Consider the following 26353-nt stretch of genomic DNA (forward strand, 5'->3'; position numbering starts at 1 on the left):
CGGTTCTTGCCTCCGAGTTTTTCCAAAATCGGATTCGTGGCTCCGTACATATCTCGAAGCTTTCCTCGAGCACTTCATACAGAGCCGCGCTTTTACCCCCCCGACACACTGCTGTACAGCGTAAACATCGGAAGCATAATCGCTGCCATAATCGTGCCGACCACTGCTGCCAAAAATACGATCAGCAGAGGTTCGAGCAGGGATTTCAAACGATCGACCGTGTTATCCACGTCCATTTCGTAGAAATCCGCCACTTTACCCAGCATATCCCCCAACGCCCCGGTTTCTTCGCCGATCGCGATCATCTGGGTGACCAGAGGCGGGAAGACCCACGACTTTTCCAGAGGAGCGGCCAGCGAACGGCCCTGCCGAAGCGAGTCTCCCGCACTTCGGATGACCTGGCCGATGACCCGGTTGCCGGCGACGTCTTCGACAATCGTCAGCGACTGGAGCACGGGAACGGCGCTTGCATATAATGAAGAGAAAGTCCGGGTAAACTGGGCGATCGAGCTTTTCTGATTCAGCTTGCCGAAGACCGGGACTTTCAGTTTCATATAATCGATCCAGTAAGCCCCCTGCTCGGTACGCTTGGCCATGAAAAAGGCAATGACCAGAACCAGAATGCCCAGCCCCCAGAAGTACCAATAATGCTGGATGCTGTTACTGAGCGCCAGAACCGCGACCGTAATCGCCGGCAGTTCCGCATCGAACGAATCGAACATCGTAATAAACTGCGGCACGATAGCCCAGAGCAGATACACCGTCGCCACAATGGCCAGAATCGCGACCGTAGCCGGATAAGTCAGCGCCGACTTCACTTTTTCGCGGGTGGAATGCTGCTTTTCGAAAAAGACGGCCAGACGTTCCAGCGTCCCTTCCAAATCCCCCGTTTCTTCGCCCGCCCGCACCATGCTCACGAACAGGGAAGGGAAGATCCGCCGGTGCTCCTGCACCGCCTGCGAGAACGGAATGCCTTTGAGCAGACTGGAGGCGACCTGGATCAAAGCGCCTTTGAGCGCTTTGCTCTCGGTCTGCCCCGCGAGGATGGTCGTCGCGTCCACGATGGTGATTCCGGCACGGATCAGCGTGGCGAATTGGCGGCAGTAGATGATGAAATGGATCGACTTGACCGGGTTGCCGATATAGATTTCTTTGGACAATACCGTATTGTTTTTCTCGACGAGCGAGAAGACTTTCAGTCCGCGTTTGCGAAGTTCTTCCATGGCGGCGGCTTTGTCGCTTGCGTTCATCTTGCCCTTAAGCCGTTTGCCGCTTCCGGTTCGCACCTGATATTCGAACTGGGCCATCAGGCGGTCACCTCCGTCATATATTCCTTGGCCGCGGAAGGATCAACCTGCCCGCGCTGAAGATGCTCGCGGATATTCATCTCCAGCGTGTGCATGCCATGCGCCTTGCCCGTCTGCATCACGCTGCGGATCTGGTGGATCTTCTCCGAACGGATCAGGTTGGCGACGGCCGGCGTATTGACCAGCACTTCGGTCGCGCACGTCCGCCCCTGACCGCCGCGGTTCGGCAGCAGGCGCTGCGAGATCACGGCGGTCAGGACGGAGGCCAGCTGCGTGCGCACCTGCGGCTGCTGGTGGCCCGGGAAAGCGTCGATGATCCGGTCGATCGTCTTGGGCGCGTCCGTCGTATGGAGCGTCGCCAGGACCAGATGGCCCGTCTCCGCAGCGGTAATGGCCGCCGAGATCGTCTCCAGGTCCCGCATTTCGCCGACCAGAATGACGTCCGGGTCCTGCCGGAGCGCCGCCCGCAAACCGTCCGCGAAGCTTGCCGTGTCCAGGCCGACTTCGCGCTGGTGCACAAGCGATTTGCGATGGTCGTGCATGAATTCGATCGGATCTTCCAGCGTGACGATATGTTTGCTTGTTTTGGTATTGATATCGTGGATCATCGCGGCCAGCGTCGACGATTTGCCGCTGCCCGTCGGACCGGTGACCAGAATCAGTCCCTGCGGCCGATGGGCCAGCGCAGCCAGCGCTCCGGGAAGCCCCAACTGCTCCATCGTCGGAATCTTCTCCGGAATGGAGCGGGCCGAGATCGCCGCATACCCTTTCTGGCGGTAGACGTTGATCCGGAACCGGTCCGCACCGGGAAGGGCATAAGCGAAGTCCAGCTCGCCGACACTGCGGAACCGAAGAGTCCGCTCTTCGCCGAGCAGATCGGAAGCCATCCGCTCCGCTTCATCGCCGCTGACCGGCTCGCCGGCCAGCGGCGTCAGCGCGCCGTGAATACGGACGCTCGGCGGCGCTCCGACCGCAATATGCAGATCGGAGGCTCCCCGGGCATGCATTTCGCGCAGCAGCTCTTCGATTGTCCGGTTGTGTTCGTTCATCTTCAGCAGCTCCTCCGCCATTCATCGGAAGCCCGCTTAATGGGCGACCGTTTCTTTCATCACTTCCTGCAGCGTCGTAATCCCCAGACCGACTTTGCGGAAGCCGTCTTCCAGCAGCGACTTCATGCCACCCTGCTTGGCGGCCCTGCGCATATCTTCGATACTGCCCGATTCGTTGACCAACCGGCGCAGCGTATCCGTCATCGGCATCACTTCGTGGATCGCGACCCGCCCCCGGTAACCGGTTGTACTGCAGTTGCCGCATCCGCGGCCTTTATACAGCTTATCGACGAAGATCCCCTGTTCGTGCATAAGAATTTTTTCCTGTTCCGAAGGCGCATACTCCGTTTTGCATTCCGGACAGATCTTGCGGACCAGACGCTGGGCGACAACGCCGATCAGCGACGAGGCGATCAGATACGGCTCGATGCCCATATCGCGCAAGCGCGTCACGCTGCTGACCGCGTCGTTCGTATGCAGCGTCGACAGCACCAAGTGGCCGGTCAGCGAAGCGCGAACCGCAATCTCGGCGGTTTCCGTATCCCGGATTTCCCCGACCATGACGATATTCGGATCCTGCCGGAGAATGGAACGCAGACCGGCCGCGAAGGTCAGACCGACCGCCGGGTTCACGTGAACCTGATTGATGCCTTCGATCTGGTACTCGACCGGATCTTCGACCGTAATGATATTCGCTTCCTCGGTGTTCAGGTGAGCCAGCGCCGAGTAAAGGGTGGTCGTCTTGCCGCTGCCGGTCGGACCGGTGAGCAGCATGATTCCGTACGGACGTTCGATCATTTCCTTGAACACAGTTGCATTGCGTTCGTCGAAGCCCAGCTTGTCCATCGACTGCACGCCTGTAGTCAAATCAAGCAGACGCAGTACGATTTTCTCGCCGTGTACGGTCGGCAGCGACGAGACCCGGATATCGATCATGCGATAGTCGACCAGCATTTTGATCCGTCCGTCCTGCGGCAGGCGGCGCTCGGCGATATTCAGCTTCGCCATAATCTTCAGACGCGCCGTAATAAAGCCCTGCATCTGTTTCGGAATCATCCGTTCGGTCCGCAGCGAACCGTCGATCCGGTAGCGGATCGCCAGATTGTTCTCGCCCGGATCCACATGGATGTCGGAAGCGCGAAGCTGGGCGGCCTGTTGGATCATCTGGTTGACCAGCTTGACGATCGGCGAATCTTCGTCGGTGATTTCGGTCTCTTCGATCTCTTCGACGCTGGGCAGCTCGCCCATCATCTGGTTCATCGAATCGCGCAGGCCGTAGTGGCGGGCGATCGCCCGCTGCAGTTCGTCGCGCGTACAGATGGCCGGTTCGATCCGGAAGCCCGTGCTCATGCGCAGATCTTCGATCGCGAAATAATCCAGCGGATCGGCCATGGCCACCATCAGCTTGCTGCCTTCTTTCATGAAAGGAAGCACTTGATACCGTTTGGCCATGCTCTCCGGAATGATCTGGGTAATAGCCGGATCGATCTGGTATTTGAACAGGCTGACGTGGGGAATGCCGAGCTGGAACTCCAACACTTCGATCAGCTGCTGCTCCGTGATGGTCCCCTGGGCAATCAGATGGTCGCCAAGTTTGCGCTTGGTTTCCCGCTGTTCGACAAGCGCCTGCTGCAGCTGTTCCTCGGAAATAATGCCGTTCTCGACAAGCAGGTCGCCGAGTCTTTTCTTAATGATTGCCATGCCCGTTTCATCTCCGCCGTATTTATTGAAATTGAGATTAAGAGTTTGCTCAAGCAAGCCGACAATATAACAAGGCTCTTCTAGCGCATAAGTCGTATGTTCCATTTTTTTGGGTCCATTGGCCTGTGGCGTCTTTCTATATATCGCAGAAAGAAGAGGTTTTTTTTAGGGGGTTTCAAATTTTTTTTTAATTTGCCCGAAAAAAGTCGCAAATTTGAAATTCCTGTTGTTCACCGAGCATTTATCCTTGAGAACGTAAGGCTTATGGCCTAAAATAATGATATACCATACAACCTTTTCTTGCGCTACCCATTTAGCAAAATTGTCTGTTATCGGGACTTAAAGGCCCTCTCACCCGGCCAGCGGATTTATCTGCATGTGTACTTAAATTCGGCGATCTTCAAGGAGGAACAGCAGTGAAAAAGAAGTCTCTTATCCTATGGGGGGTTATCCTGGTATTCGTGCTGACCAGCGTGCCTTTCGGGGTATGGAAAGTCATGGCCGATACCGAGCCGCCTTACCGGATCAAGATCCTCGAAATTTCCGATACCGGGACCTATGCGCTCAAGAATGCGCTGGCCGGGACCGAGAACGTTACCGTGGATACGATGCGAATGAAAACTTTCGTCGCCCAGCGCGATGAACTGGACGGCAAATACGATGCGATATATTTCGGTTCCGGCGCCTACAGTACCGCCCAGCCGAAGACCTTTGCGACCGGTCCGACGGATGCGCAGCGCGCCGCCCATAATACCACCGCCGTCATGAACGACATTACCAAACTCAAATCGGGCCAGATCGAGAACGCCTATATCCGTAAAGGCCTGCCTGTCATTTTTCACACTTCGATCGCTGCCCAGAGTCCTTCGGGCAACCTGTACGCGCTCTACAGCAAATATTCGGCGGCTTCCACACAGCCGGGAAGCGTAAAGTTCGTCGACGACAGTACCCTGATCTCCGATGTGGCACAGGCGGTCAAAGACGGAAACGCCCTGTACAAACAGCGCCCGCGGATCGAAGTAACCGCCAAACCAGACAACTTTCTGGACGGTTCGAACCGGATCTATACGACCGGCGACAAGCTGACTTTCACGTTCAACGCCAACAATGTCAAAGACTTTAACACGCCGGTAAACGCCAAATTGTATGCCAGTGTCGATAAGGTATTCGCGCTTTCCAACGATAACATCGTTGCCAGCTCCACCCTGACTGCCCGAAGCGGCAAATTGGCGTACAACCTACCCCAGACCTTTTCGGGACCCATCTACTGGAAATTGGAACTCACGGCCAACGGATTGAACGACTATGCCGAAGGAGCGTTCCGTGTACACGACAAGCAGACGGTGATTCGGGTGCTACAGATCCTGCCGAATAGCGACGCCAGCAGCCTGCTCAAGGAAACCAATATGAATTCTTCCTATCTGCGTACGAGCGATTACGATATTCAGATCACTCCGGTACTGTTCAGTTCGTTCAATACCAAAGGCAGCGCCAATTCGTACGCCAACTTGAACGGAAAGTACGACATGCTTATATTCGGATTCATGGACAATTACAATTCGCAGACGGCCAGCAATCTGTCCGATGATGCGGCGGCGAGCGTGAATGCTTTTATCAAGACCGGCCAGGCCGTCATGTTCACGCACGACACCATGATCGGCGACAGATGGAATCCGTGGATCCGGAATTTCCAGCAGACCACCGGGCAGACCGGCCTGTATACCAATATGGGTCTCGGCGCTCCCAACAAATCGATTCGGACCCAGGTGGTCAACAACGGCATGCTGACGCAGTTCCCGTTCGATCTTTCGCAGAAACCGGGTAATACCGGCGGATTCGTCGGCCAGATTGCCCAAACCCACGATCAGTATTACATGCTGGATCTCGAAGATCCGGAGATCGTGCCGTGGTACAACATCGTGAGCGAGAGCGGAGATGCCAACAAACGCGACAGCGAAGACAGCTACAATCACTATTACACCTATTCCAAAGGCAATGTGACGTACTCCGGCACCGGACACACCAATATCAAATTCCCCGAGTGGGAACAGAAACTGTTTGTCAATACGATGTTTCGCGCTTTTATCGGTTCCAACCATGCGCCGACGATCAGCGTTCTCGCACCGACGGCCGATGAAACGACCAAGCCTTCTTATTTGAAAGATCTTGTGTTCAGCTATCAGGTCGATGACCTCGATCTGTACGATTTGAATATGTACGCTTCGGTGCGCTTCAAGGTCAACGGCAGCTATGTGGACGAGATGACAATTGCGGAGAAACCCGTTTCCAAAGGCTCCGTCATTACCGAGAAATTCAAGAATCCGCTCCTGCTCAAAGAAGGAAAGATCGAGATCGAAATCAAGGCCCGTGACAAGCAGGGCGCAACCGCCGTCAAAACCATCGATCTTACGATGAAAAAGGTCTCGGCCAATCTGCTCACGGAGCGCACGCTCGATACGGTTCCGGCCAATTACGAGTTTATGGCCGGCAGCAAGGTCGGCATGACCTATACCGTGACACCGCAGACGATTCCTGCCGCCGACATCCGGACAGGCGAGAGCGGACTGAACACCCTCGAGATCTCGAACATCAAATACAGCGAGAAGATGCCGGCGGGCCTTGAAATTCAGGGCGCCCTTCCGGCAGGTCTCACCAAGACCGGCACAGCCGCCGAAGGTTACACCCTCGCGGGGAGCTTCGACAAAATCAGGTATACGCTGGACGGAAATTCTTATGTGCCGAACAAAGACAGCGGCATTTCGTTCCATCTCGACGTCGTTCCTACCCAAAAAGGTTCGTATAACCTGAACCAGGCCAAACTGGATTACGAAGATTTACATGCTTCGTCGCCGTATGCCGCTCCTCTGCAGCAGCTGCAAAAGTACAGCCTGATCGTACTCGGAAACTCGCCGGTTAATTTGGCACAGGGACAAATCAAAGGCGGCGTTGCCGTCAACGGATCCGTTACGACCTCGGCTACGATCGGCGGCGAACTGGATTCTTCCGTTTCTTCCGTGGCTCTCGTCACAAACGGAAATTTGACCCTGAGCGGCGGCACGATTTCCAAGGGAGCCATTCTGGCCAAAGGCAATGTAGAAGCGCCGGGCTTCGCTTTCTCGGAGTTCACCCGCGCCGTAATCGGCGGAGACGTCAAATTCGGCTACGGCAGCGGAGACGCTGCCAAGATGTCTTACGGCGGAACCTACAGCGGACCGGGTTACCTTAAGCCCGCCCCGGTTAAAGGCGATGCGGAAGCTCTCAAAAACGAAATCGGCCGCGCCTTCAGCTTCAGCGAGACGGAGAGCAAATTGACCGCGCTGTCCTCCGCCTATGCGTCCATGCCGTCCAACGGGACCCGGCAGCCCGCATCGGGAAGCGACAGCGGCGGCGTGATTACCCTGACCGGTGCCGATCCCGATTTGAACGTATTCGACTTGAACAGCGCAGACACGGTCAATATGAACGATCTCAAGATCATAGTACCCGCCGGCGCTTCGGCCGTCGTCAATGTCTCGGGCGGAGCCCTGCGTTTGTCGAATATCGTATCCGCCGATCCGGCCCGCACGCTTATCAATTACACGGGGACGGACACCCTGTATGTCGGCAATGCCCCTGTCTCCCAATTCCCGAAAGGCGGAAACGGGTCGAAAGTGGACGGCAGCGTGCTGGCTCCCTATGCGACGGTAAATTACGAAAACGGCAACGGAGCGGTCTACGGAGCAATCGTAGCGAAAAACCTGGTTTCTTCGGGCAGCATTACGCTGCATCGCGCGCCCTTCGCGGGAGCCGAGCCTCCGTCCGAACCGGTACCGGGCGAACCGCGCACCGTTCAGTTCCCGGATGTTCTGTTTAATGCCATTGTCAAAACGCAAAGAATTACGATGCCGGATCAGGCTCTTTGGGTAGATGATTCCACGGCACTCGTTCCGGCAGTGACTCTGTCCGACGGCACCATTGCGGAGCACCCTCCGCTGATCTGGTCGAGCAGCGACCCTTCGGTGCAGATCATCTATCCGGAAGGAACACAAAATGACAAAGCGGACAGCATCACCGTAAAAGGCCTGAAAGCCGGACAAGCCGTTATTACGGCCGCCGCGACCGACGGAAGCGGAGTAACGGGAACGGCAACCGTGAGTGTCGAAGCGCCTGCGATTTTGATTGCAGGCAGCCCTTCCGTCAATGTGGGCCAAACGATTGAAGACATTCGGTTGACCACCAACGCTTCCAATCTCAGAATCGATCGCATCGTCTGGGAAGTTGCCGGCGATGGCCGGGAAAAGGTGGATTTGAATCCCCAGGCGGATCCTTCTTCCTTGTTCGTAACGGGTCTTCAAAGCGGAAGCGTCACGCTGCGGGCTACGGTATATGTGACTAATACGCGAACCAATACTTCCAAAGTGCTCGACGCTCACCACGATCTGATCATTACCGACAGATTGAGCAGCATCCAGATCGAAGGACCGAGCAGCGTTCTCAAAGGCGGGACCATCGACTTGAATACCGTTATCCTGCCTGCGGAAGCCAATATCGGCAGCATCGTCTGGAGCCTCGCAAACGGAGCCGACCAGGCGAAGCTGACCCCGGTTACGCCTGCGCAGCAGCAGCGGCCGACAGCGGCCGTTCTTGAAGGAGTGGCTCCCGGTCCGGTAACTGTCAGCGTCACGGTTCGGACCGCAGGCGACAATCCGTCCCAGCTGACTCAAACCAAACAGATCTGGGTGCTCGATTTCGCGGTGCGGGGAGGAGACACCGTGTATGTCGGCGACTCGATCGACTTCGACGCACTGGTGCTCCCGGCCGAATATCCGGGTGCCAAAGAAGCCGTTCGTTGGTCGGTCGCGGACATCCAGGATTCCGGACCGTTCACAGGCCCTTATGCTTCGCTGGGCACGCCGTCCACGGACGGCAACAAGATCTCCCTGGCCGGCCAAGCTCCCGGCAAAGTCACCCTCACCGCGATTCTGCCAACGCCTGCCGGGGACCTTACGGCCGTCCGGCAGGTTACGGTCAAACCGGTCGTGACCGCCCTGCTGCTTCCGCCGACCATCCGGGTTGAAAAGGGAGTCCCGTTCGACTTGATCGCGGGCGCTCCGCTGATGGTAAATCCGATTTCCATCTCGGCCCGGGATATCAAAGACCAACTGGTATGGAGCGTCGCCGACAAAGACATTGCCGTCGTCGATCCGAACGGCATCGTCACCGGCCTGCTGCCCGGCCGGGAAGCCGTGGTCACCGTCCTGTATCAGCGGACGCCGACTTCCGATCCGGTCCAGGCCTCGACGCGGATTATCGTAGCCAAGCCTGCCGATCCCAACGCACCGGGTGACGGCGACCGTTACTGAAGCGCCGGAGACCGCAGGAACTTTTCGAACACAGTAAAAGCCCCGTACTCCGGTACGGGGCTTTGCTGTATCCCGGGTTAATCCGGCGGCGTATCGGCCAGCCGGATCTTGTCGGCTTTGACTCTGACTTTGTCGACTCTCGGCAGCGCAAGTCCCTGATGCTCGAACACTTCGCTGTTGTAATCGACCTTGAATCGGCTCGGCTGGCCGGGAGATTGCTCATCGAACGAAATACGCTGACCTCCCGCATCTTCCGTCGAATTTCCGACAACCGCATTGACCGTCAGGTTCTTTTTGGCAAAAAAACCGCCTCGAAGATCGAAATTCGAACCGACTCCGTACAATTCCGCCGTATCGTCGGTATAGAAAAATCCGCGCAGCGTCTGGGCCGTACTGCTGAACGCATCGATCCGGTTGAGCAGAATCGGTCCTTTGGAGATGAGGACAATCTCTTTCTCCCCTTCGCCGCCTGCCGAAGCCCCCGTAATGACCGCATCCTGGATCGTCGTACCGCCCAGAACGAACATCGTCGAATCGACATTGATGGCCCCGGCCAGATTGGCCGAACCGGTAACCAGAATATTGCTGTACAACCGCAAAGCGGAATTGTCCACCGTATTGCCGACCGTCAGATTGCCGTTGACGATCAGCCATGAATCAGCCGACAAGGAGGAATTGCTCTTGTTGGCCAGAACCAGATCCCTCGACCACTCGCCGTCCACGTTCAAGTCTCCGTCGAACACCACCGTACCCGTCATGTTCGACAGCGCCTGTGACAGCTCGGACAAAGCGGTCTCGTACAGCGTCAATTCTTCGATGTATTTGGCGCGGGCTTTCTCGTAGACGGCCGCTTCTTCTTCGTACCGCTTCTGCGCTTCTTTGTCTGCCGAATTCGGATTGACCGGCTCAATCGGCTCGATCGGCTTGACGGGCATGCGCAGCGCTTTTTCGTAGCTTTTCAAATAAGAAGCGATTCCGGCATTGTCGTCCGGCAGTGCCGCCGGGCTGACTCCGAGCGCCCGGGACAGCTTGTCCCGGAACGACTGCCCGACATCTACCCGGATAAACTGCTCGTTGCTGCGAATCCGGATCTGGCTCAAGTCGATGCCCAGTGCTTTGCCTACATTGGCTTTGGTCAGCTCCCCGCTCAAGACGGCGCCGTCTGTTCCGCGGTTCACCGCTCTTTCGGGATAATTGTTCTCCGACAGGGTGAACCGGTCCAGCGACTGCACAAAAGCCAGCGGCAGGGCATTATCGCTGCGCTCTTTCATGACCGGGAACAAACTGTTCTGCTTCAGGCTGCTGCCTTTGTAGGCGTAGTTCGCCACATTGCTGACCCGAAGCGTCCCGCCGGCGTAAATATTGCCCCGGATCTGCGGCGACCCGTTCAGGATCAGATCTTCTTCCGATCCGAACGCATAGTTCAGAAAGTCCGGATACATGCTGACTTTGACATCCTGCTTCATCGTACGCTTGACCCCGTTCACGCTGCCTTCCGCCGTCAGTGTGACCGTGTAGGACGCATTGCCCCGAATCGTACCGCTCGGGAAATCGGGCACCGGCACGGCCGACAGCAGACGTCCCGAAGCCAGATCGAGCTCCGTCTGTACGCCTCCGCCTTCCGCCGTTTCTTCCGCTTCCAACGCCGGAATCTGAGCGACCAGACGATTCAGCGTCACAGACAGATCGTCCGGGTCGATCGCTTTGCCGTCCAGATTCGCGGCGATATAAGCGACCGACTCGTCCAGCGTTTTTTGCGTCAGCTGGAGGCTCTGGATATCGTTCTCCCGCGTCAGCGTACGTCTGGCTCCGCCGACCGCCGCGCTCAGTACCGCCACGCCCAACAGGGTAAGAACCAGCATCATGAACATCACCATGACGAGTGCCGAGCCTTTTTCCCCACGCAACCTTTTCATGAATGGCTCTCCTTTTTTCGCATAATTCCCCTGCATTTCGCGCCGGAACTCCTGTCAGAATCCGAATCGGCTCTCCAGGTCGATCCCGGAACGTCCGGAACCTTCTTCAAGTTCGAGCGCAAGTTTGATATTGATCAGCCCGGTCGTATAATACTCGAATCCGCCGGTTCTCTCGCCTTCGATCGTCATGGTGGATACACCGGGTACGATCTGCGAATCGGTCCGGGTCGTCTGATAGGGATCGGCCGATGCGGCCGTTCCAGGCCTGCGGATCTGCAGTTGACCCTCCACAATCTCGACCGCGACTTCTTCCGCGGGAATCTCGGTCCCGTCTTCCGTCACATGCAGCATCCGAAAGCCGCTGCCTCCCGGCAGCGCATAGATCCGATCCGGCGAAAAAACGTACAGTTCCGTAATGATCGCCGACATCAGGATATCGCCTTCTTCACGCAGTTTGTTCTCCGCCGAGACCTGATGATAGCTGCGGAAACCGAAGAACAACGTGGTCGAAATAATGCCGAGAACCATCGACGTCAACGATAGGACGGCAATCAACTCGATCAGCGTAAAGCCTTCTTCGCGCCTGAGCATTTTAACGAATCGACTTCGCATTGACATACCCCTCCACCGTTACCGAATCCGCTCCCGGCCCGCTTCTGCCCGTCTCGACCGGCGTAACCGTCGCGCTGATCGGCAGCAGCAGAGCTCCTCCGTCGGCCGCCGTGCGATTCAGATTTTTTTGATATTCGATCACGATCCGATAAGCGATCCCGTTGACCTGCGGTTCCAGCACCGCCAGGATCGGCTGCAGATTCCCGCTCGGAAACATATCCCGATAAGCGCACGTTCCCGAAATCGCCGTACTGCAGGTCTTGAACGTCTCCGGGGTGATGCCGACACGATTCCCGCTTGAAGAAGTCGAAGCCTCCAGAACCGTGGCGCTGCCCGATTTGAAGTATTCATCCAGCCGTTTGAAATCCTGCTTTTGCATATACACAAGCGCGTTGCGCGCCAGATTGGACATGATCGTCTTGTTCTGATTCGTTTTGGCGAATGTCAGGGCACTGCTGAAGTAAGCCGTAAAAGCCAGAGCCGCAATCGACAAAATCAGCAGCGCGGCCAAGACTTCGATCAGCGTAAATCCTTCTTCTTTTTTAAAACGCCCCAAAAAAGCCCCCTCCTTTCGGCATGCCTGCTTTTCCTTTGCGAAACAGGTTCGAAGCGGCGGCATCCGTTTATATATCGGCCTCTTTCGCTTCTTTCATTATATGTGCCTTCCCGGAAAGCAAGCAACGATTTTTTGGGTCTTTCGACCCTAGTTCATGCTCCGGGAAGGAGAACGGCATTCCCAAAGGGAAAAAGATAAAGGGAAGCGTTTTCCAACCAAATATGAAGCACGCTTCATGAAGGAGGCCCATTCGACCATGGCTTTGCTTACCTGCAATTTTTATTCCGAATCGCTTGGACTGAGCACCTCGATGAACGTTATTCTGCCGCAGCAGACGCGTTCGCAGATCGGGTTGGCCAATGTAAAAAGACCCGGCCCGCACAAGACGCTGTATCTGCTGCACGGACTGTCCGACGACGATACGATCTGGGTACGCCGCACATCGATCGAACGTTATGCCGCCGCTTACGGGATCGCGATCGTGATGCCTCAGGTACACCGGAGCTTCTATACGGATATGGCTTACGGCGAAAAATACTGGGAGTTCATCAGCGAAGAACTGCCGGAGCTGGCCCGTTCGTTCTTCCCGCTGTCGGATAAGCGCGAAGACAACTTTGCGGCGGGTCTGTCGATGGGCGGATACGGAGCTTTCAAACTGGCTTTGCGCCGGCCTGACCGCTTCGCGGCGGGTGCCAGCCTGTCGGGAGCGCTCGATATTGCCGCGATGACGGAGAATCCGGACAATCCGCGTTCGGGTCTGCTGCATACGATTTTCGGCGAGGAAAAAGTCCGCGGCACTGAAGACGATCTGCTGTTCCTGCTCGACCGCGTATCCAAGGCGGAAGCTCCGAAGCCGAAGCTGTATCAATGCTGCGGCACCGAAGATTTCCTGTACGCGGATAATCAGACGTTCAAAAAAGCCGCGGAGCAAAGCAGCCTGGATTTCACTTACGAAGAAGGTCCAGGCGAGCACGAATGGGGCTACTGGGATACGATGATCCAGCGCGTATTGGCCTGGCTGCCGCTCGGCGAAACGCAGAAATAAAAGAGGCTGGTCGGGATACGGCCGTCTGTCCGATCCGGAGCGGTCCCCCTGCAAAGCAGTCCCTATCCGCGGTCCGCAGCAGCGGACGCATTATGCAAAATCAAAAAAGAAAAGCCCTGTTCCCCGGAAACGGAACAAAGGCTTTTCTTTTTTGATTTTGCCGGATCATTCGATTCAAAGTTTGGAAGGCAGAACTTCGGAAAGAGCTTGGCTTGTCCGGTTCCGGCCGCTTTCTTTGGAACGGTACAGCGCGTCGTCGACCCGGCGAAACAGCGTTTTGGGCGAACCCGCCGCCGACAGGCCGAACCCGAGCGACACGGTCAGCTCCAACCGGGTGCCGTCTTCCATCAAAAAGAAATACCCTTCGACGGCTGTCCGTATCCTTTCCGCAACGCGGCCCGTTTCCTCTTCGTACGCGCGGTCGACCAGAACCGCAAATTCTTCTCCGCCGTTGCGTGCGCAGTAACCGTCGGCCGGACAGCAGGAGGTCAGGATCGTTCCCAGCTGCCGCAGGACCAAATCTCCGGCCTGATGGCCGTAAGTATCGTTGACCTGTTTGAAATGGTCAATGTCGAGCAGAATCAGGCCGAACCCTTCTTCATTCCTCAGTGCGCGCCTGAGCCGGCGGTCGTACGCCAGGTGGAACGAACGGGTATTGTGCAGGCCGGTTAAAAAGTCGCGGTGCGCGGCATCTTCCATGAAAGCGAACAATTCGTTGGAGTTATTAAGGTGACGCAGCAGAAAAAAAGTAAAGATGCCCGTGCCCGCCGCGATGACGGCGAATATCGGAATTCTCTGCACGGCATCGGTTCCGATGATCACCAGGAAACTGCCGATAAGCACGATCAGTTGAACGGCAAAAGCCGCCGCCCATCTGCCCGGCTCCAATTTTCCTTTTCTCAGAACGGGCGCTACCAATAAAAAAGTCACGATCGCATTGGCTGCGCCTGCATAAGAAGACACGCCGATCGGTCCGAAGAAAAAGAAGCGGACTACTCCGATCAGCAGGCTTGCGACCAAGCCTCCGGGGATGCCTGCCGCATAAACGGCGATCAGGATAGCGGTCTGACGCAGGTCGATCATTGCACGGTCATCGACCCGGAACGAAAATTCCATCAGGACAATGCCTACGATTCCCAGTGCAGCCCCCGCTCCCCAGGGCAGCAAAGCTTTGGCCATCGATTTCCGGGAAGCTTTGCGAAAACGGTTGAAAAAAATATTGCCGAAAAACAGCAGGGTCGCCAAAATGGTGAAGTTAACAAAAAGTTCTCTGAACATGAAGGGCCTCGCAGTCTGCAGCCATGCAAATTAAACGGCCGGCCGTCTGTCTTTCTTCCAGCCGCTTTTCCCTAGTTTACTCCATTCCCACAGCTCTGCAAAGACTCGTCTACTCATGGAAGAATTTGTATACGAAAAAGCGCCTCCCGAAAGAGGCGCTTAAGCCAGGCCGAACTGCCCGTCTGCCCGGGTTCAGGCTCTGCCGTTCAGCCATTCCGTCGTCAGCCCGAGCGTCGTTTCCGCACGAACGATCGCCGCTTCCACCTGAGGAGCCGCGGTTCCGCCGTATACGCTGCGGGCATTGACCACGTTCTCCGGCTGGAGCACGTCATAGATGTCTTCGTCGAACAGGTCGGAGAAGCCTTTGAACTCCTCCAGGCTGAGATCGAGCAGATATTTGCCGTTCTCGATACAATGCAGCACCGTTTTGCCGATCACTTCATGCGCCTGGCGGAAAGGAAGGCCTTTGCCGACGAGGAAGTCCGCGATATCGGTCGCGTTCGAGAAGTCTTTGTTGACCGCTTCGCGCATGCGTCCGGTCCGGACTTTCATCGTCGCGATCATCGGAGCGAACAGGCGCAGCGCGCCGTCGAGCGTCGCTACCGTATCGAACATGCCTTCTTTGTCTTCCTGCATGTCTTTGTTGTAAGCGAGCGGCAGCGACTTCAGCACGGTCAGCAGTCCCATGAGGTTGCCGTACACGCGTCCGGTCTTGCCGCGGACCAGTTCGGCCACATCCGGATTTTTCTTCTGCGGCATGATGCTGCTGCCCGTGCAGAACGCGTCATCGAGTTCGATGAACCCGAATTCCGTGCTGCTCCACAGCACCAGCTCTTCGCAGAGGCGGGACATATGCATCATGAGAATCGACGCGCCGGACAGAAACTCCAGAATGAAGTCGCGGTCGCTGACGGCATCCAGGCTGTTCTCGTACACGCCGTCGAAGCCGAGCTGTTCGGCGACGAAATGACGGTCAATCGGGAATGTCGTGCCTGCAAGCGCGCCCGCTCCGAGCGGCAGGATATTGATCCGCTTGTAGCTGTCCATCAGACGCTCCGCGTCGCGCTGGAACATGGAGACATAAGCGAGCAGATGGTGCGCGAACAGGATCGGCTGCGCGCGCTGCAGATGCGTGTAGCCCGGCAGGATCGTTGCCGTATGCTGCTTCGCCTGGTCGATCAGCGCCTGCTGCACGGCCTGCACGAGACCCGTCAGCTCGACGACGCGGCTGCGCAGATACAAGTGCATGTCGGTCGCCACCTGGTCGTTCCGGCTGCGCCCCGTGTGCAGCTTGCCGCCGACCGGACCGACTTCTTCGATCAGATGCTTCTCGATGTTCATATGGATATCTTCGTCGGAGACGGAAAATTCCACCTGCCCGGCTTCGATCTTGTGCAGCACTTTGATCAGGCCTTCCGCGATCGTATCGGCGTCTTCCTGCGGAATGATGCCGCATTTGCCCAGCATGGCCACGTGCGCCAGACTGCCTTGAATGTCTTCCTCGGCCAGCGCTTTATCGAAATTGATGGAGGCGGTATATTCCTCCACCAGACGGTCGGTCGGCTTCGTGAAGCGGCCTCCCCATAACTTTGTCATCGTTCCTCCTCCCCTCCCAAACCCTCCCCGAGGGAGGGCCCCATAGGGCGACTGCCCTCTGGACACCCGTAAGGGGCAAAGCTTGCAGTCGCTGTTGGCGGGAGGTTTGTTTTAGTTTAGTGGTTATGTCGGTGGTATGTGCCGCCGCTTTTGGCCTGCCTTCGGCGGCCGCGGCTGTCGTCGGTGCGGGTGCGCTCGATGCGGGCAGCTGTTCGCTGCCTGGTGCGGCGCGCGGCCGGGACTTAAGGCCGGGGGTCGAAGGCGGAGCGCTGTCGCAGCTCCTGTTCGACCGGGTAGAGCCGGGGCCGCAGGCGGAACATTTCATTGTTCCTGTGCGGCCAGGTTCCCGTTCGTGGGGAAGCCTTTTTCGCTTTCGATTTTCAATCTTATTTATTCTGCTCTACGCTGGCTGCGACTTTCAGACGCAGCGCGTTCAGGCTGATAAAGCCCGTCGCGTCGTTCTGATCGTAAGCCTGGCTCGGATCGGCTTCCATGGTAGCGATGTCGGGATTATACAGGCTGACCGGGCTTTTGACGCCGGCGCCGATAACGTTGCCTTTGTACAGCTTCACGCGGACGGTACCGGTCACGTTTTTCTGGCTTTCGGTGACCAGCGCCTGGAGCGCGAGACGTTCCGGCGCGAACCAGAAGCCGTTGTACACGAGCGTGCTGTAGCGGGTCAGCAGGGAGTCGCGCAGGTTCATGACTTCGCGGTCCATGGTCAGCGATTCCATTTTGCGGTGAGCGGTGAACAGGATCGTGCCGCCCGGCGTCTCGTACACGCCGCGGCTCTTCATGCCGACGAAGCGGTTCTCGACCATATCGACGCGTCCGATACCGTGCTTGCCGCCGAGTTCGTTCAGCTTGTCCATCACCTGCAGCGGGCTGAGCTTTTCACCGTTCAAGGCGACGGCATTACCCTGCTCGAATTCGATCTCCAGCATTTCCGGCTCGTCGGGCGCGTCCTGCGGGTCGGCGCTGAGCAGGAACATTTCTTTGTTTTCCGGAGCGCTCGGATCGAACCAAGGATCTTCCAGCACGCCGCTCTCATAGCTGATATGCAGCAGGTTGCGGTCGGTGGAGTACGGCTTGGCGGCGGAAGCGGTGACCGGGATACCGTGCTTCTCGGCATAGGCGATCATCTCGGCGCGGCCCGGGAAGGTCTCGCGGAACGTGTCGAGTCTCCATGGAGCCACCACCTGAATGTCCGGGGCAAGCGCCGCGACGCCGAGTTCGAAGCGAACCTGGTCGTTGCCTTTGCCTGTTGCGCCGTGGGCGATCATCGTGGCGCCTTCGGCGCGGGCGATTTCGACCATCCGCTTGGCGATCAGCGGACGCGCGATGCTGGTACCGAGCAGGTATTGGCCTTCGTACAGGGCGCCGGATTGGAACATCGGGTAGATGAAGTCCGAAGCGAATTCGGCCTGCAGGTCGTCGATGTACACTTTGGAAGCGCCAGTGGCAAGCGCCTTTTCTTCCAGGCCGTCCAGCTCTTCCTTTTGCCCGATATCCGCGGTAAAAGCAATAATCTCCGCGTCATACGTTTCTTTGAGCCATTTCAGAATGATCGAGGTATCCAGTCCGCCGGAATAGGCGAGTACGATTTTTTCTTTTGCCATAAGTCTATATTCCTCCGCTCTCCAAGTTCGATGTCTGTATGCGATCCTTTAAAATCCGATCTATTCCTGTTCGGCGCGGAAGCGGCGATCTCCTGCCTGGGCCGAATCCGCCGTCTTTTTTCCCCGCTCCGATCCGAAATCCGGGCAGGCCGTTACGCCATCAACGTCGCCATAACCGCTTTTTGCGCGTGCAGCCGGTTTTCGGCCTCGTCGAAAATCACGCTGTTTTTGCCGTCGATCACGCCCGCGCTCACTTCCTCGCCGCGATGGGCCGGCAGGCAGTGCAGGAACAGGTAATCCGATTTGGCGTGCTGCACCAGCTCTTCGTTGACCTGGTAGTCTTTAAATGCCCGTTCGCGCACTTTCTGTTCTTCCTCGAAGCCCATGCTCGCCCAGACGTCCGTATACACGGCATCGGCATTCTCGACCGCTTCGCGCGCGTCGCGCACAATGGCGATCTTCGAGCCGGTGAGATTCGCGATCTCGCGGGCCTGACGCACGATATCGGCATCCGATTCGTAGCCTTCGGGACTTGCGATACTGACGTCCATGCCCATCTTCGCGCCGCCGAGCAGCAGCGAATGGGCCATATTGTTGCCGTCGCCGATATAAGCCAGCTTGCGGCCGCGCAGCGAACCCTTATGCTCCTGGATCGTCTGCAGATCCGCCAGCACCTGGCACGGATGGCCAAGATCGCTCAGCGCGTTAATGACCGGGATATCCGCGTATTTCGCCAGCTCCGTCACGTTCTCATGGCCGAACGTCCGGATCATGATGCCGTCCAGATAGCGGGACAGGACCCCGGCCGTATCCGGAATTGCTTCGCCGCGTCCAAGCTGGATATCGTTTTTGCTGAGGAACAGGGCGTGTCCGCCAAGCTGGAACATGCCTACTTCGAACGAAACGCGCGTGCGCGTGGACGATTTCTCGAAGATCATGCCCAGCGTCTTGCCTTCCAGCGGCCGGAACGTCTCGCCCGCTTTCTGCTTGCGCTTGAGTTCGATCGCGAGATCGAGCAGGTACTGGATTTCTTCCGTCGTATAGTCGGTCAGTTCGACGAGGTCGCGTCCTTTGAGAGCGAGCCCATGCGCCTGTTGATTCAGATCCATATCAAACCCTCCTGGAATTCATCGATTTCGTAAAAAGGGAGCGTCCGCGAGCCGGATGCTGCATCCCGGTCCGCCAAACGCTCCGTCGGCGTCGCTTGTTTGTGCTTCGCCAGCCGCGCATGTTCGCAGATTCCGCCCGGCTTTTTGAGCCAAAGACTGCGAATCCGCAGCTCAGGCGCTCGGGGTCGGCACTTTCTCTTCGATTACCGAAGCGACGATATCGACCGCCTGCTGCACTTCTTCTTCCGTCACGTACAGATTCGGCAGCAGCCGGATGACGTTCGGACCGGCCGACACGAACAGCAGACCGCGCTGCTGTCCGGCCAGGACCAATTCGCCCACGGGTTCCGCGCATTCGATGCCGATCAGCAGACCGAGACCGCGCACTTCTTTGACAAAAGGATTGCCGTGCAGGCGCTTGCGCAGTTTGTCCATCAGCAGGCCGCCGATTTCCGCGGCCCGCTCGGGCAGGCGGTCTTCCTGCATGGTCTCGATCGTCGCGATGATCGCGGACGAAGCCAGCGGCGTTCCGCCGAATGTCGTGGCGTGACTGCCCGCGGTGAACGCTTCCTTGAGATAGGCGCGCCCGATCATCGCCCCGGCCGGGAAGCCGGAAGCAATGCCTTTGGCGACGGTGAAAATATCCGGCTTGATGCCGTAGCGATGATGCGCGAACCAGGCTCCGGTCCGGCCCATGCCGGTCTGCACTTCGTCGACGATCAGCAGGATGCCTTTGTCGCGGCACAGCTGCTCGATCTGCCGTGCATATTCGGGGTCCAGCGGATAGACGCCGCCTTCGGCCTGTACCATTTCGATCATGACGGCGGCCGTATGCCCGTTTACGGCTTGTTCGATCGCCTGGATATCATGCGGAGGCACCGTAACGAACCCGGCCGGCAGCGGCAGGAAGCCTTCTTTGACCTTGTCCTGTCCCGTCGCGGTCAGTGTAGCCAGCGTGCGGCCGTGGAACGATTTGCCCAGCGTGATGATCTCGTAGCGATCTTCGCCTTTGACCTTCTGGAAATAGCGGCGTGCCAGCTTGATCGCGGCTTCGTTCGATTCGGCGCCGCTGTTGCAGAAAAATACGGCGTCGGCCTGCGCCACTTCGGCCAGCTTGCTGGCGGCTTCTTCCTGCTTCGGAATGACGAACAGGTTCGACGTATGCCACAGCGTATCGATCTGCTCCTTGAGCTTGTCTCCGACCTTCTTCGGCGCATGGCCGAGGTTGGTGACGGCCAGGCCGCTCATAAAGTCGAGATACTTGTTGCCCTGGTCGTCCCACAGCCAGCTTCCTTCGCCTTTGACAAGGGCGAGGGGGTTGCGGGCGTAGGTTTGGAAGAGTGAACTTTTTTCTTGAGTCATGGGTTTGCACGCTCCTTCACTGCGTTTCTCTCTCCGCTTGGCACGATTCATCGCGGTGATCATTCAAAAAAATCAGGGATTAGGATAGGGAAAAGGCTCGATCGATTCTGTTTCGTTAAGCATTCGTTTTTTATTTAAACCTGGCAATCGCGGTTGTTCAAGCCAGTTCCTTCGACCTCATCGTCGGATCACGGTGCCGATCTGTTCGCCGGACAGGAGCCGGCTCAGGACGCGCTCTTCGCTGCCGTCGACGATCACGACTTCCTGCACGTCTCCGTGGATGCATTTCATCGCGGCGCGGACTTTGGGAATCATCCCGCCGTAGATCTCGCCGCTTGCGATCATGTCTTCGATCTCGGCAAAGGTAACGGACGGCAGCGCCGTCTTGACGCCGTCCACCGTCTTCAAGATGCCGGGCACGTCGGTCACGACGATCATGCGCGGCGCACCGACAAAGGAAGCGACCGCGCCGGCCGCCGTATCGGCGTTGATGTTGTAGCGCTGTCCTTGGGCATCGACGCCCAGAGGAGCGATGACCGGCATGTAGCCCATACCGAGCACGCCGGAGACAATCCCCGCTTCCACGTGTACGACGTCGCCGACCAAGCCGACTTCGGAGGCGTTGGCAACCGGCTTGGCCTGGATCAGCGAACCGTCGGAGCCGGACAGTCCCAGCGCCCTGCCTCCGGCGGACTGGATCCGCCGCACGATCAGCTTGTTGATCGTTCCGGCAAGCACCATTTCCACGACGTCGAGCACTTCTTCGGTCGTACGCCGAAGTCCGTTGACGAATTCCGTCGGAATACCGAGCTTATCCAGATTCCCGGAGATGGCCGGTCCGCCGCCGTGCACGATCACCGGCCGCACGCCGTCTGCCTGAAGCCGCGCCAGATCGGTGAAAAAAGCTTCCGGTAAAGCGGCCAGCGTGCTGCCTCCGCATTTCATGACGAACGAGGCCTGCACGTTCGGTTGGTCCGTGCCCCTCAGAAGCGGGGCCGAAGCCCCCTTGTCGTACGGGAACCGGTATACCTGTCGCTGCATGACTATCCCTCCAGGAGCGCCGGAGAGTTCCGGCTAAGTATCGATTCGCAGTACGGCCGCAGCCGGCTGCGCTTTTTTCATGAAAATCAAGCTTATGTCCGGTACGCCGCGTTGATGCGCACATAATCGTAAGTCAGATCGCAGCCCCACGCCGTCGCCTGCTTGTCGCCCATATTCAGCTCGACCGAGATCGTTACGGTATCGCCTTTTAAGTAATCCAGCGCCAGCTCTTCATCGAATGCAACCGGTTGGGAAGAGGTCAGCACGACAATATCGCCGAGCTTGATATCGACCGTATGCGGATGAACGGGCACGCCCGCGCGTCCAACCGCCGCGATGATGCGTCCCCAGTTGGCGTCCGCGCCGTATACGGCCGTTTTGACAAGGCTTGAGCCGATAACTGTCTTCGCGACCGCCCGTGCGGACTCTTCGCTCTCCGCGCCGCTTACGGTCACTTCGACCAGCTTGGTCGCGCCTTCTCCGTCGCGGGCGATCGCTTTGGCCAGATGCTCGCAGACACGCACGAACGCTTCGGCAAAAGCCGGCCAGTCCGGATGGGTTTCGTCCAATTCCCCGGTTTGGCCGGACAATCCGCTCGCCATCACGACCAGCATGTCATTGGTGCTCGTATCGCCGTCCACCGTAATCATGTTGAACGTATTTTCGGTCGTGCGCCGCAGCAGTTTGTGCAGCGCTTCGCTGCCGATTTTGGCATCTGTCGTCATAAAGGCCAACATGGTCGCCATATTCGGATGAATCATGCCGGAGCCTTTGGCCGCGCCCGCGATCGTTACGGTCTGTCCGTCGATCGGCAGCGAGACGCACAGTTCTTTTTTGACCAGGTCGGTCGTCAGAATGGCCTGGCTGAACTGTTCTCCGGCGTCCGCGTCGTTTGCCAGCACATCCGCAAGACGGGCGATTCCGCTTCGTACGCAGTCCATCTTCAGGTTCTCGCCGATGACGCCGGTCGAAGCGACCGCCACGTCTTCCGGGTTCACTCCGAAACTTTGGGCCGCCAGATCGCGCATTTCCGCTGCGTCCGCGTCGCCCTGGGTACCCGTGCAGGCATTGGCGTTCCCGCTGTTCACGATGACCGCACGCAGCACGCCGTTCACAAGGCTGTCGCGTGTCGTCTGCAGCGGGGCCGCCTGGAACAGGTTCGTCGTATAGACGGCAGCCGCCGAAGCGGGAACCTCGCACACGATGGCGCCGATATCGTTTCTGTCCGCTTTTTTCAAACCGCAGTGAAGACCGGATGCCCGGAATCCCTTCGGCGTAATGATCGATCCGCCTTCGACGACGGTATAAGAAGGAACTGCCATGAGCCGCTTCCGCCTTTCGCTGTATAATCGCTGTGGAATCAAGGATACATCGGAACGAAACGAAGACCTGCCGCCTCATCCCAGCCCATCATGAGATTGAGATTCTGTATAGCCTGTCCGGCGGCGCCTTTGACCATGTTGTCGATGACCGACACGATGGTAACGCGGCCGGTCCGTTCGTCCGCCGAAAAGCCGATATCGCAGTAGTTCGAGCCCGAGACTTCTTTGGTTGCCGGCATGACGCCGTTGTCCCGGATGCGCACGAACGGACGTCCTGCATAAAAGGTTCGATACAAATCGATGAATTCCTGCGTGCTCCGCTTTTCGTTGACCGAAGCGTACACCGTACTCAAAATACCGCGGGTCATCGGAATCAGATGCGAGGTGAACGTCACGACCACTTCTTGGCCGGCCGTCTCGCCCAGCACCTGTTCGATCTCCGGAATATGCTGATGCGCGTTGACCTTGTAGGCTTTCACGCTTTCGTTGATTTCGCTGTAATGCGTGCCAAGCCCCGTTCCGCGCCCCGCTCCGGACACGCCGGTTTTGGCATCGATGATGATCGTCGCCGGATCGATCCAGCCCGCCTTGACTGCCGGGATCAAGCCGAGCAGCGTCGCCGTCGGGAAACAGCCCGGATTCGAGATCGCCGCACGACCCACCAACGACTCTCCGTAGATTTCGCTCAACCCGTATACCGCCTGGGCCAACACCTCTTCGGACGCCGGAGGACGCTTGTACCATTTCTCGTAGACGGCTCCGTCCTTGAGACGCAGATCGCCCGACAAATCGATGACTTTGAGTCCTTGTTCCAGCAGCTTGGGGGTCAGCTCGGCACTTACGCCGGCAGGTGTGGCCAGGAAGACGACATCGGCTTTGGCTTTGATCTTCGCCGGTTCGATCTGCCCAAGCTCCAGCTCGAGGATATCCGTCAGGTGGGGAAAGCTTGCGCTCAGCGGCGTACCGCTGCTCGAAGACGACAGCACACCGCTCACTTCCACTTGGGGATGCGCCTGCAGCAGACGGATCAGCTCCGCACCGCCGTAACCGGTCGCGCCCACGATCGCCGCTTTGATCTTGTCTTTGCTCATTCTTTCCGGCCTCCGCTCTGTAGGGTTCAAACGCATGCCTGCTGCACATCCATGCATATAGGCTGTATAGAACCCGAATAATATGTATTATTATACGTTCGGAGTCATATAAATACAACCTTTAGAGGAAAAGTTCACATTCTGCGGGAGGAAGGGGAATCCGTGCGTTTTTACAAAAAAACCGCTTCCCAAGTCTCTGGACTTTGGAAACGGTCTTCTTACGAATCAAGAGCTGCGGTTACAGTTGAATCTTGAACCCTTTGCCCAGCACTTCCTGCGCGTTGCTGATGACGACAAAAGCTTCCGGATCCACCGAGCGGACCAGCGTTTTGAGGCGGCTGGTTTCGCTCTGGCCGATCACGACCATCAGCACCGGACGGGATTCGCCGGTATATCCGCCGCGCGCGCTGAGTTCGGTCAAGCCGCGGTCGAGGTCTTTCAAGATAACCTGTGTGAGTTCTTCGCGTTTATCGGTGATGATGTAGGCGACTTTGGTATAACCCAACCCCATCTCGACCGCATCGATCACTTTCCCGGTCACGTATAAGCCGATCAGCGCGTACAGCGCATTCTCGAGCGACAAGGTAAAGCCCGCCAGCACGATGACCGTGCCGTCGACCAGCATCACGCACAGCGAGAGGCTGAGTCCGCTGAACTTTTGCAGCAGCTGAGCGACGATCGAGAGTCCGCCGGTGGAACCGCGCCCGCGGAACACGAGCCCAAGTCCCAGGCCGACGCCGATTCCGCCGTACAGCGAGCCGAGCAGCGGATTTGTCGTGGAGATCGGCCAGTCGCGCGTGAGAAAAATGAAAAGCGGCAGACAGACGGTACCGACCAGCGTACGCGCTCCGTACTGTTTGCCCAGGAAAATCACTCCGGCGATAAAGAGCGGAATATTGAAGATCCATTGGGTAAAAGCAGGTTCGAAATCGAACCATTCCTTGATGATAATCGACAGTCCGGATACCCCGCCGGACGCGATCTGATTGGGCAGCAGGAACAGGTTGAACGCGATCGCCGTAATAAAAGCGCCCACGACGATAAGCGTCGTGTCGAGGACGTTTCGCTTGGCGCCGTGAAGCGGGACCAGCGGCTTTCTGCCGCCTTTGCTCGTTGACATGGCTCCCGCTTACTCCGACGGTTCGATCTTCAGCTGGCTGCGCAGATAAGCGTCGATGAATCCGTCCAAATCGCCGTCCATGACCGCGCCGATATTGCCGACTTCATGCGATGTACGATGGTCTTTGACCATACTGTAAGGATGGAACACGTACGAGCGGATCTGGCTGCCCCAGCCGATCTCCGACTGTTCGCCGCGAATTTCCGCCAACTGCCGTTTCTGTTCTTCGATCTCCCGCTCGTACAGCTTGGAACGGAGCATCGTCATGGCCTGTTCACGGTTCTTGATCTGCGAGCGTTCGTTCTGGCAGGTGACGACCACGCCGGTCGGAAGGTGGGTAATCCGGACGGCCGAATCGGTCGTATTGATATGCTGACCGCCCGCGCCGCTGGCGCGGTACGTATCGATCTTCAGGTCTTCCGTACGAATATCGATATCGATCGTGTCGTCGATCTCCGGCACGACGTCGCACGATACGAACGACGTATGGCGTCTGCCCGACGAATCGAACGGCGAGATACGGACCAGACGGTGCACGCCTTTTTCCGCTTTGAGATAGCCGTAGGCGTTATGGCCTTTGATGAGCAGCGTGACGCTTTTGATGCCTGCTTCTTCGCCCGGCAGGTAATCCAGCGTCTCGACTTTGAAGCCGCGCTTCTCGGCCCAACGCGTGTACATCCGCAGCAGCTGAAGTCCCCAGTCCTGCGACTCGGTACCGCCGGCGCCCGGATGCAGCTCCAGGATGGCGTTCAGCTTGTCGTAAGGTTCGCTCAGCAGCAGCTGCAGTTCGAACTCGCCCATGCGCGTCATGAGATCGGCCACGCTTGCCGCTACTTCGTCAGCCATTTCCTGATCGTCTTCGTCGTCGGCGAGTTCCGCCATCAGCACGGCATCGTCGAAATCCTGCTGCATTTTCAAGTATTGGTCCAGCGAGCCTTTGACCGCGTTCATGTCCGCGATCAGTGCCTGCGCTTTATCGCTGTCGTCCCAAAAACCGGGAGCGGCCATTTTCTCTTCGAAGTTGGAGATCATTTCTTCTTTGAGATCTAAGTCAAAGTGACCCCCTAAGGTTGGTTAATTTCTGCGTCAACTCGCGCAGATCGTGTCTGACATTCGGATCGATCATTTTTCTTCACCTCGTTGGTAGTCTAAAAAGCCGCTTGCGGCTTCTCTGGTTTATGTCGGCGGATAAACCGCCCGTAAACAGCCCTTCGGCCCGGCCCCCGAAAAGCATATCGGAAACCGGGCCGTATCCCCGGCATGCGCCGGGAGAGCTTTCACTGATTT

General features: G+C 57.6%; 18 protein-coding genes. 2 read left to right on the top strand and 16 right to left on the bottom strand.

Annotated features, from left to right (window positions below):
- Positions 1-92: 92 nt before the first annotated feature.
- From HOP44_RS21025 to HOP44_RS21035, 3 genes are read right to left on the bottom strand one after another with little or no spacing between them, the layout of a single operon-like run.
- Positions 93-1307 carry a type II secretion system F family protein gene (locus tag HOP44_RS21025; protein WP_172257090.1) on the bottom strand — a complete coding sequence of 405 codons (1215 nt, stop codon included), beginning with the start codon at positions 1305-1307 and terminating at the stop codon, positions 93-95.
- On the bottom strand, positions 1307-2356 hold the full coding sequence (locus HOP44_RS21030) for a type IV pilus twitching motility protein PilT (protein ID WP_172257092.1): 1050 nt from the start codon (positions 2354-2356) through the stop codon (positions 1307-1309). Before HOP44_RS21030 ends, HOP44_RS21025 begins: the two co-directional genes overlap by 1 nt.
- A gap of 36 nt (positions 2357-2392) precedes the next feature.
- On the bottom strand, positions 2393-4057 hold the full coding sequence (locus tag HOP44_RS21035; RefSeq protein WP_172257094.1) for a GspE/PulE family protein: 1665 nt from the start codon (positions 4055-4057) through the stop codon (positions 2393-2395).
- A gap of 416 nt (positions 4058-4473) precedes the next feature.
- On the opposite strand from HOP44_RS21035, the gene HOP44_RS21040 reads away from it, so the two are divergent.
- Positions 4474-9399 (top strand): DUF5057 domain-containing protein, encoded by a 4926-nt coding sequence (locus tag HOP44_RS21040; protein WP_172257096.1) that lies wholly within the window; start codon positions 4474-4476, stop codon positions 9397-9399.
- A 77-nt stretch (positions 9400-9476) separates the two neighbouring features.
- Here the strand turns inward: HOP44_RS21040 and HOP44_RS21045 are convergent, their stop codons facing one another.
- The 3 genes from HOP44_RS21045 to HOP44_RS21055 are packed head-to-tail and all read right to left on the bottom strand — an operon-like array spanning position 9477 to position 12483.
- Positions 9477-11315, bottom strand: a complete 1839-nt coding sequence (locus HOP44_RS21045) for a hypothetical protein (RefSeq protein ID WP_172257098.1) — start codon at positions 11313-11315, stop codon at positions 9477-9479.
- Positions 11316-11369: 54 nt separating this feature from the next.
- Positions 11370-11927 carry a type II secretion system protein gene (locus tag HOP44_RS21050; RefSeq protein WP_172257100.1) on the bottom strand — a complete coding sequence of 186 codons (558 nt, stop codon included), beginning with the start codon at positions 11925-11927 and terminating at the stop codon, positions 11370-11372.
- Positions 11908-12483, bottom strand: a complete 576-nt coding sequence (locus HOP44_RS21055) for a type IV pilus modification PilV family protein (protein ID WP_172257102.1) — start codon at positions 12481-12483, stop codon at positions 11908-11910. The genes HOP44_RS21050 and HOP44_RS21055 overlap by 20 nt, the downstream gene beginning before the upstream one ends.
- A 256-nt stretch (positions 12484-12739) precedes the next feature.
- Between HOP44_RS21055 and HOP44_RS21060 the strand changes: the two genes are divergently transcribed.
- Positions 12740-13528, top strand: coding sequence for an alpha/beta hydrolase (locus tag HOP44_RS21060; RefSeq protein ID WP_172257104.1), 789 nt, complete (start codon positions 12740-12742; stop codon positions 13526-13528).
- A gap of 174 nt (positions 13529-13702) precedes the next feature.
- On the opposite strand, the gene HOP44_RS21065 is transcribed toward HOP44_RS21060, so the two are convergent.
- The 10 genes from HOP44_RS21065 to prfB form a co-directional block, all read right to left on the bottom strand.
- Positions 13703-14806 carry a GGDEF domain-containing protein gene (locus tag HOP44_RS21065; protein ID WP_172257115.1) on the bottom strand — a complete coding sequence of 368 codons (1104 nt, stop codon included), beginning with the start codon at positions 14804-14806 and terminating at the stop codon, positions 13703-13705.
- Positions 14807-14998: 192 nt separating this feature from the next.
- On the bottom strand, positions 14999-16402 hold the full coding sequence (gene argH / locus HOP44_RS21070; RefSeq protein WP_172257117.1) for an argininosuccinate lyase: 1404 nt from the start codon (positions 16400-16402) through the stop codon (positions 14999-15001).
- Between the two features lie 386 nt (positions 16403-16788).
- Positions 16789-18021 carry an argininosuccinate synthase gene (locus HOP44_RS21075; RefSeq protein ID WP_172257119.1) on the bottom strand — a complete coding sequence of 411 codons (1233 nt, stop codon included), beginning with the start codon at positions 18019-18021 and terminating at the stop codon, positions 16789-16791.
- A 152-nt stretch (positions 18022-18173) separates the two neighbouring features.
- Complete coding sequence (gene argF, locus HOP44_RS21080) at positions 18174-19130, bottom strand: ornithine carbamoyltransferase (protein WP_172257121.1); 957 nt, start codon at positions 19128-19130, stop codon at positions 18174-18176.
- A 171-nt stretch (positions 19131-19301) separates the two neighbouring features.
- Positions 19302-20492 carry an aspartate aminotransferase family protein gene (locus tag HOP44_RS21085; RefSeq protein WP_172257123.1) on the bottom strand — a complete coding sequence of 397 codons (1191 nt, stop codon included), beginning with the start codon at positions 20490-20492 and terminating at the stop codon, positions 19302-19304.
- 177 nt (positions 20493-20669) lie between these two features.
- A complete protein-coding gene (gene argB / locus HOP44_RS21090; protein ID WP_246369990.1) occupies positions 20670-21437 on the bottom strand; it encodes an acetylglutamate kinase in 768 nt (255 codons plus the stop codon).
- 188 nt (positions 21438-21625) lie between these two features.
- Positions 21626-22855, bottom strand: a complete 1230-nt coding sequence (gene argJ / locus HOP44_RS21095; protein WP_172257127.1) for a bifunctional ornithine acetyltransferase/N-acetylglutamate synthase — start codon at positions 22853-22855, stop codon at positions 21626-21628.
- Positions 22856-22893: 38 nt separating this feature from the next.
- Entirely contained in the window at positions 22894-23946 is a 1053-nt protein-coding gene (gene argC, locus HOP44_RS21100; RefSeq protein ID WP_216667682.1) for an N-acetyl-gamma-glutamyl-phosphate reductase, read from the bottom strand.
- Positions 23947-24184: 238 nt separating this feature from the next.
- Positions 24185-25066 carry a YitT family protein gene (locus HOP44_RS21105; protein ID WP_172257129.1) on the bottom strand — a complete coding sequence of 294 codons (882 nt, stop codon included), beginning with the start codon at positions 25064-25066 and terminating at the stop codon, positions 24185-24187.
- A 9-nt stretch (positions 25067-25075) separates the two neighbouring features.
- A protein-coding gene (prfB, locus tag HOP44_RS21110) for a peptide chain release factor 2 (protein ID WP_237401851.1) occupies positions 25076-26192 on the bottom strand; the annotation gives its coding sequence in 2 pieces (ribosomal slippage) (positions 25076-26119 and positions 26121-26192; 1116 coding nt in all).
- Positions 26193-26353 lie beyond the last annotated feature (161 nt).

Source organism: Saccharibacillus deserti (assembly GCF_013618475.1).
Lineage (GTDB): Bacteria > Bacillota > Bacilli > Paenibacillales > Paenibacillaceae > Saccharibacillus > Saccharibacillus deserti.

Excerpts from the sequence above, each read along its gene's own strand:
- HOP44_RS21085 (WP_172257123.1), bottom strand. The coding sequence starts at position 20,492 with ATGACTCAAGAAAAAAGTTCACTCTTCCAAACCTACGCCCGCAACCCC.
- argF (WP_172257121.1), bottom strand. The coding sequence starts at position 19,130 with ATGGATCTGAATCAACAGGCGCATGGGCTCGCTCTCAAAGGACGCGAC.
- HOP44_RS21075 (WP_172257119.1), bottom strand. The coding sequence starts at position 18,021 with ATGGCAAAAGAAAAAATCGTACTCGCCTATTCCGGCGGACTGGATACC.
- HOP44_RS21030 (WP_172257092.1), bottom strand. The coding sequence starts at position 2,356 with ATGAACGAACACAACCGGACAATCGAAGAGCTGCTGCGCGAAATGCAT.
- argC (WP_216667682.1), bottom strand. The coding sequence starts at position 23,946 with ATGAGCAAAGACAAGATCAAAGCGGCGATCGTGGGCGCGACCGGTTAC.
- HOP44_RS21045 (WP_172257098.1), bottom strand. The coding sequence starts at position 11,315 with ATGAAAAGGTTGCGTGGGGAAAAAGGCTCGGCACTCGTCATGGTGATG.
- HOP44_RS21025 (WP_172257090.1), bottom strand. The coding sequence starts at position 1,307 with ATGGCCCAGTTCGAATATCAGGTGCGAACCGGAAGCGGCAAACGGCTT.
- HOP44_RS21050 (WP_172257100.1), bottom strand. The coding sequence starts at position 11,927 with ATGCGAAGTCGATTCGTTAAAATGCTCAGGCGCGAAGAAGGCTTTACG.
- HOP44_RS21105 (WP_172257129.1), bottom strand. The coding sequence starts at position 25,066 with ATGTCAACGAGCAAAGGCGGCAGAAAGCCGCTGGTCCCGCTTCACGGC.
- argH (WP_172257117.1), bottom strand. The coding sequence starts at position 16,402 with ATGACAAAGTTATGGGGAGGCCGCTTCACGAAGCCGACCGACCGTCTG.
- HOP44_RS21060 (WP_172257104.1), top strand. The coding sequence starts at position 12,740 with ATGGCTTTGCTTACCTGCAATTTTTATTCCGAATCGCTTGGACTGAGC.
- argB (WP_246369990.1), bottom strand. The coding sequence starts at position 21,437 with ATGAAATGCGGAGGCAGCACGCTGGCCGCTTTACCGGAAGCTTTTTTC.
- HOP44_RS21065 (WP_172257115.1), bottom strand. The coding sequence starts at position 14,806 with ATGTTCAGAGAACTTTTTGTTAACTTCACCATTTTGGCGACCCTGCTG.
- HOP44_RS21035 (WP_172257094.1), bottom strand. The coding sequence starts at position 4,057 with ATGGCAATCATTAAGAAAAGACTCGGCGACCTGCTTGTCGAGAACGGC.
- argJ (WP_172257127.1), bottom strand. The coding sequence starts at position 22,855 with ATGGCAGTTCCTTCTTATACCGTCGTCGAAGGCGGATCGATCATTACG.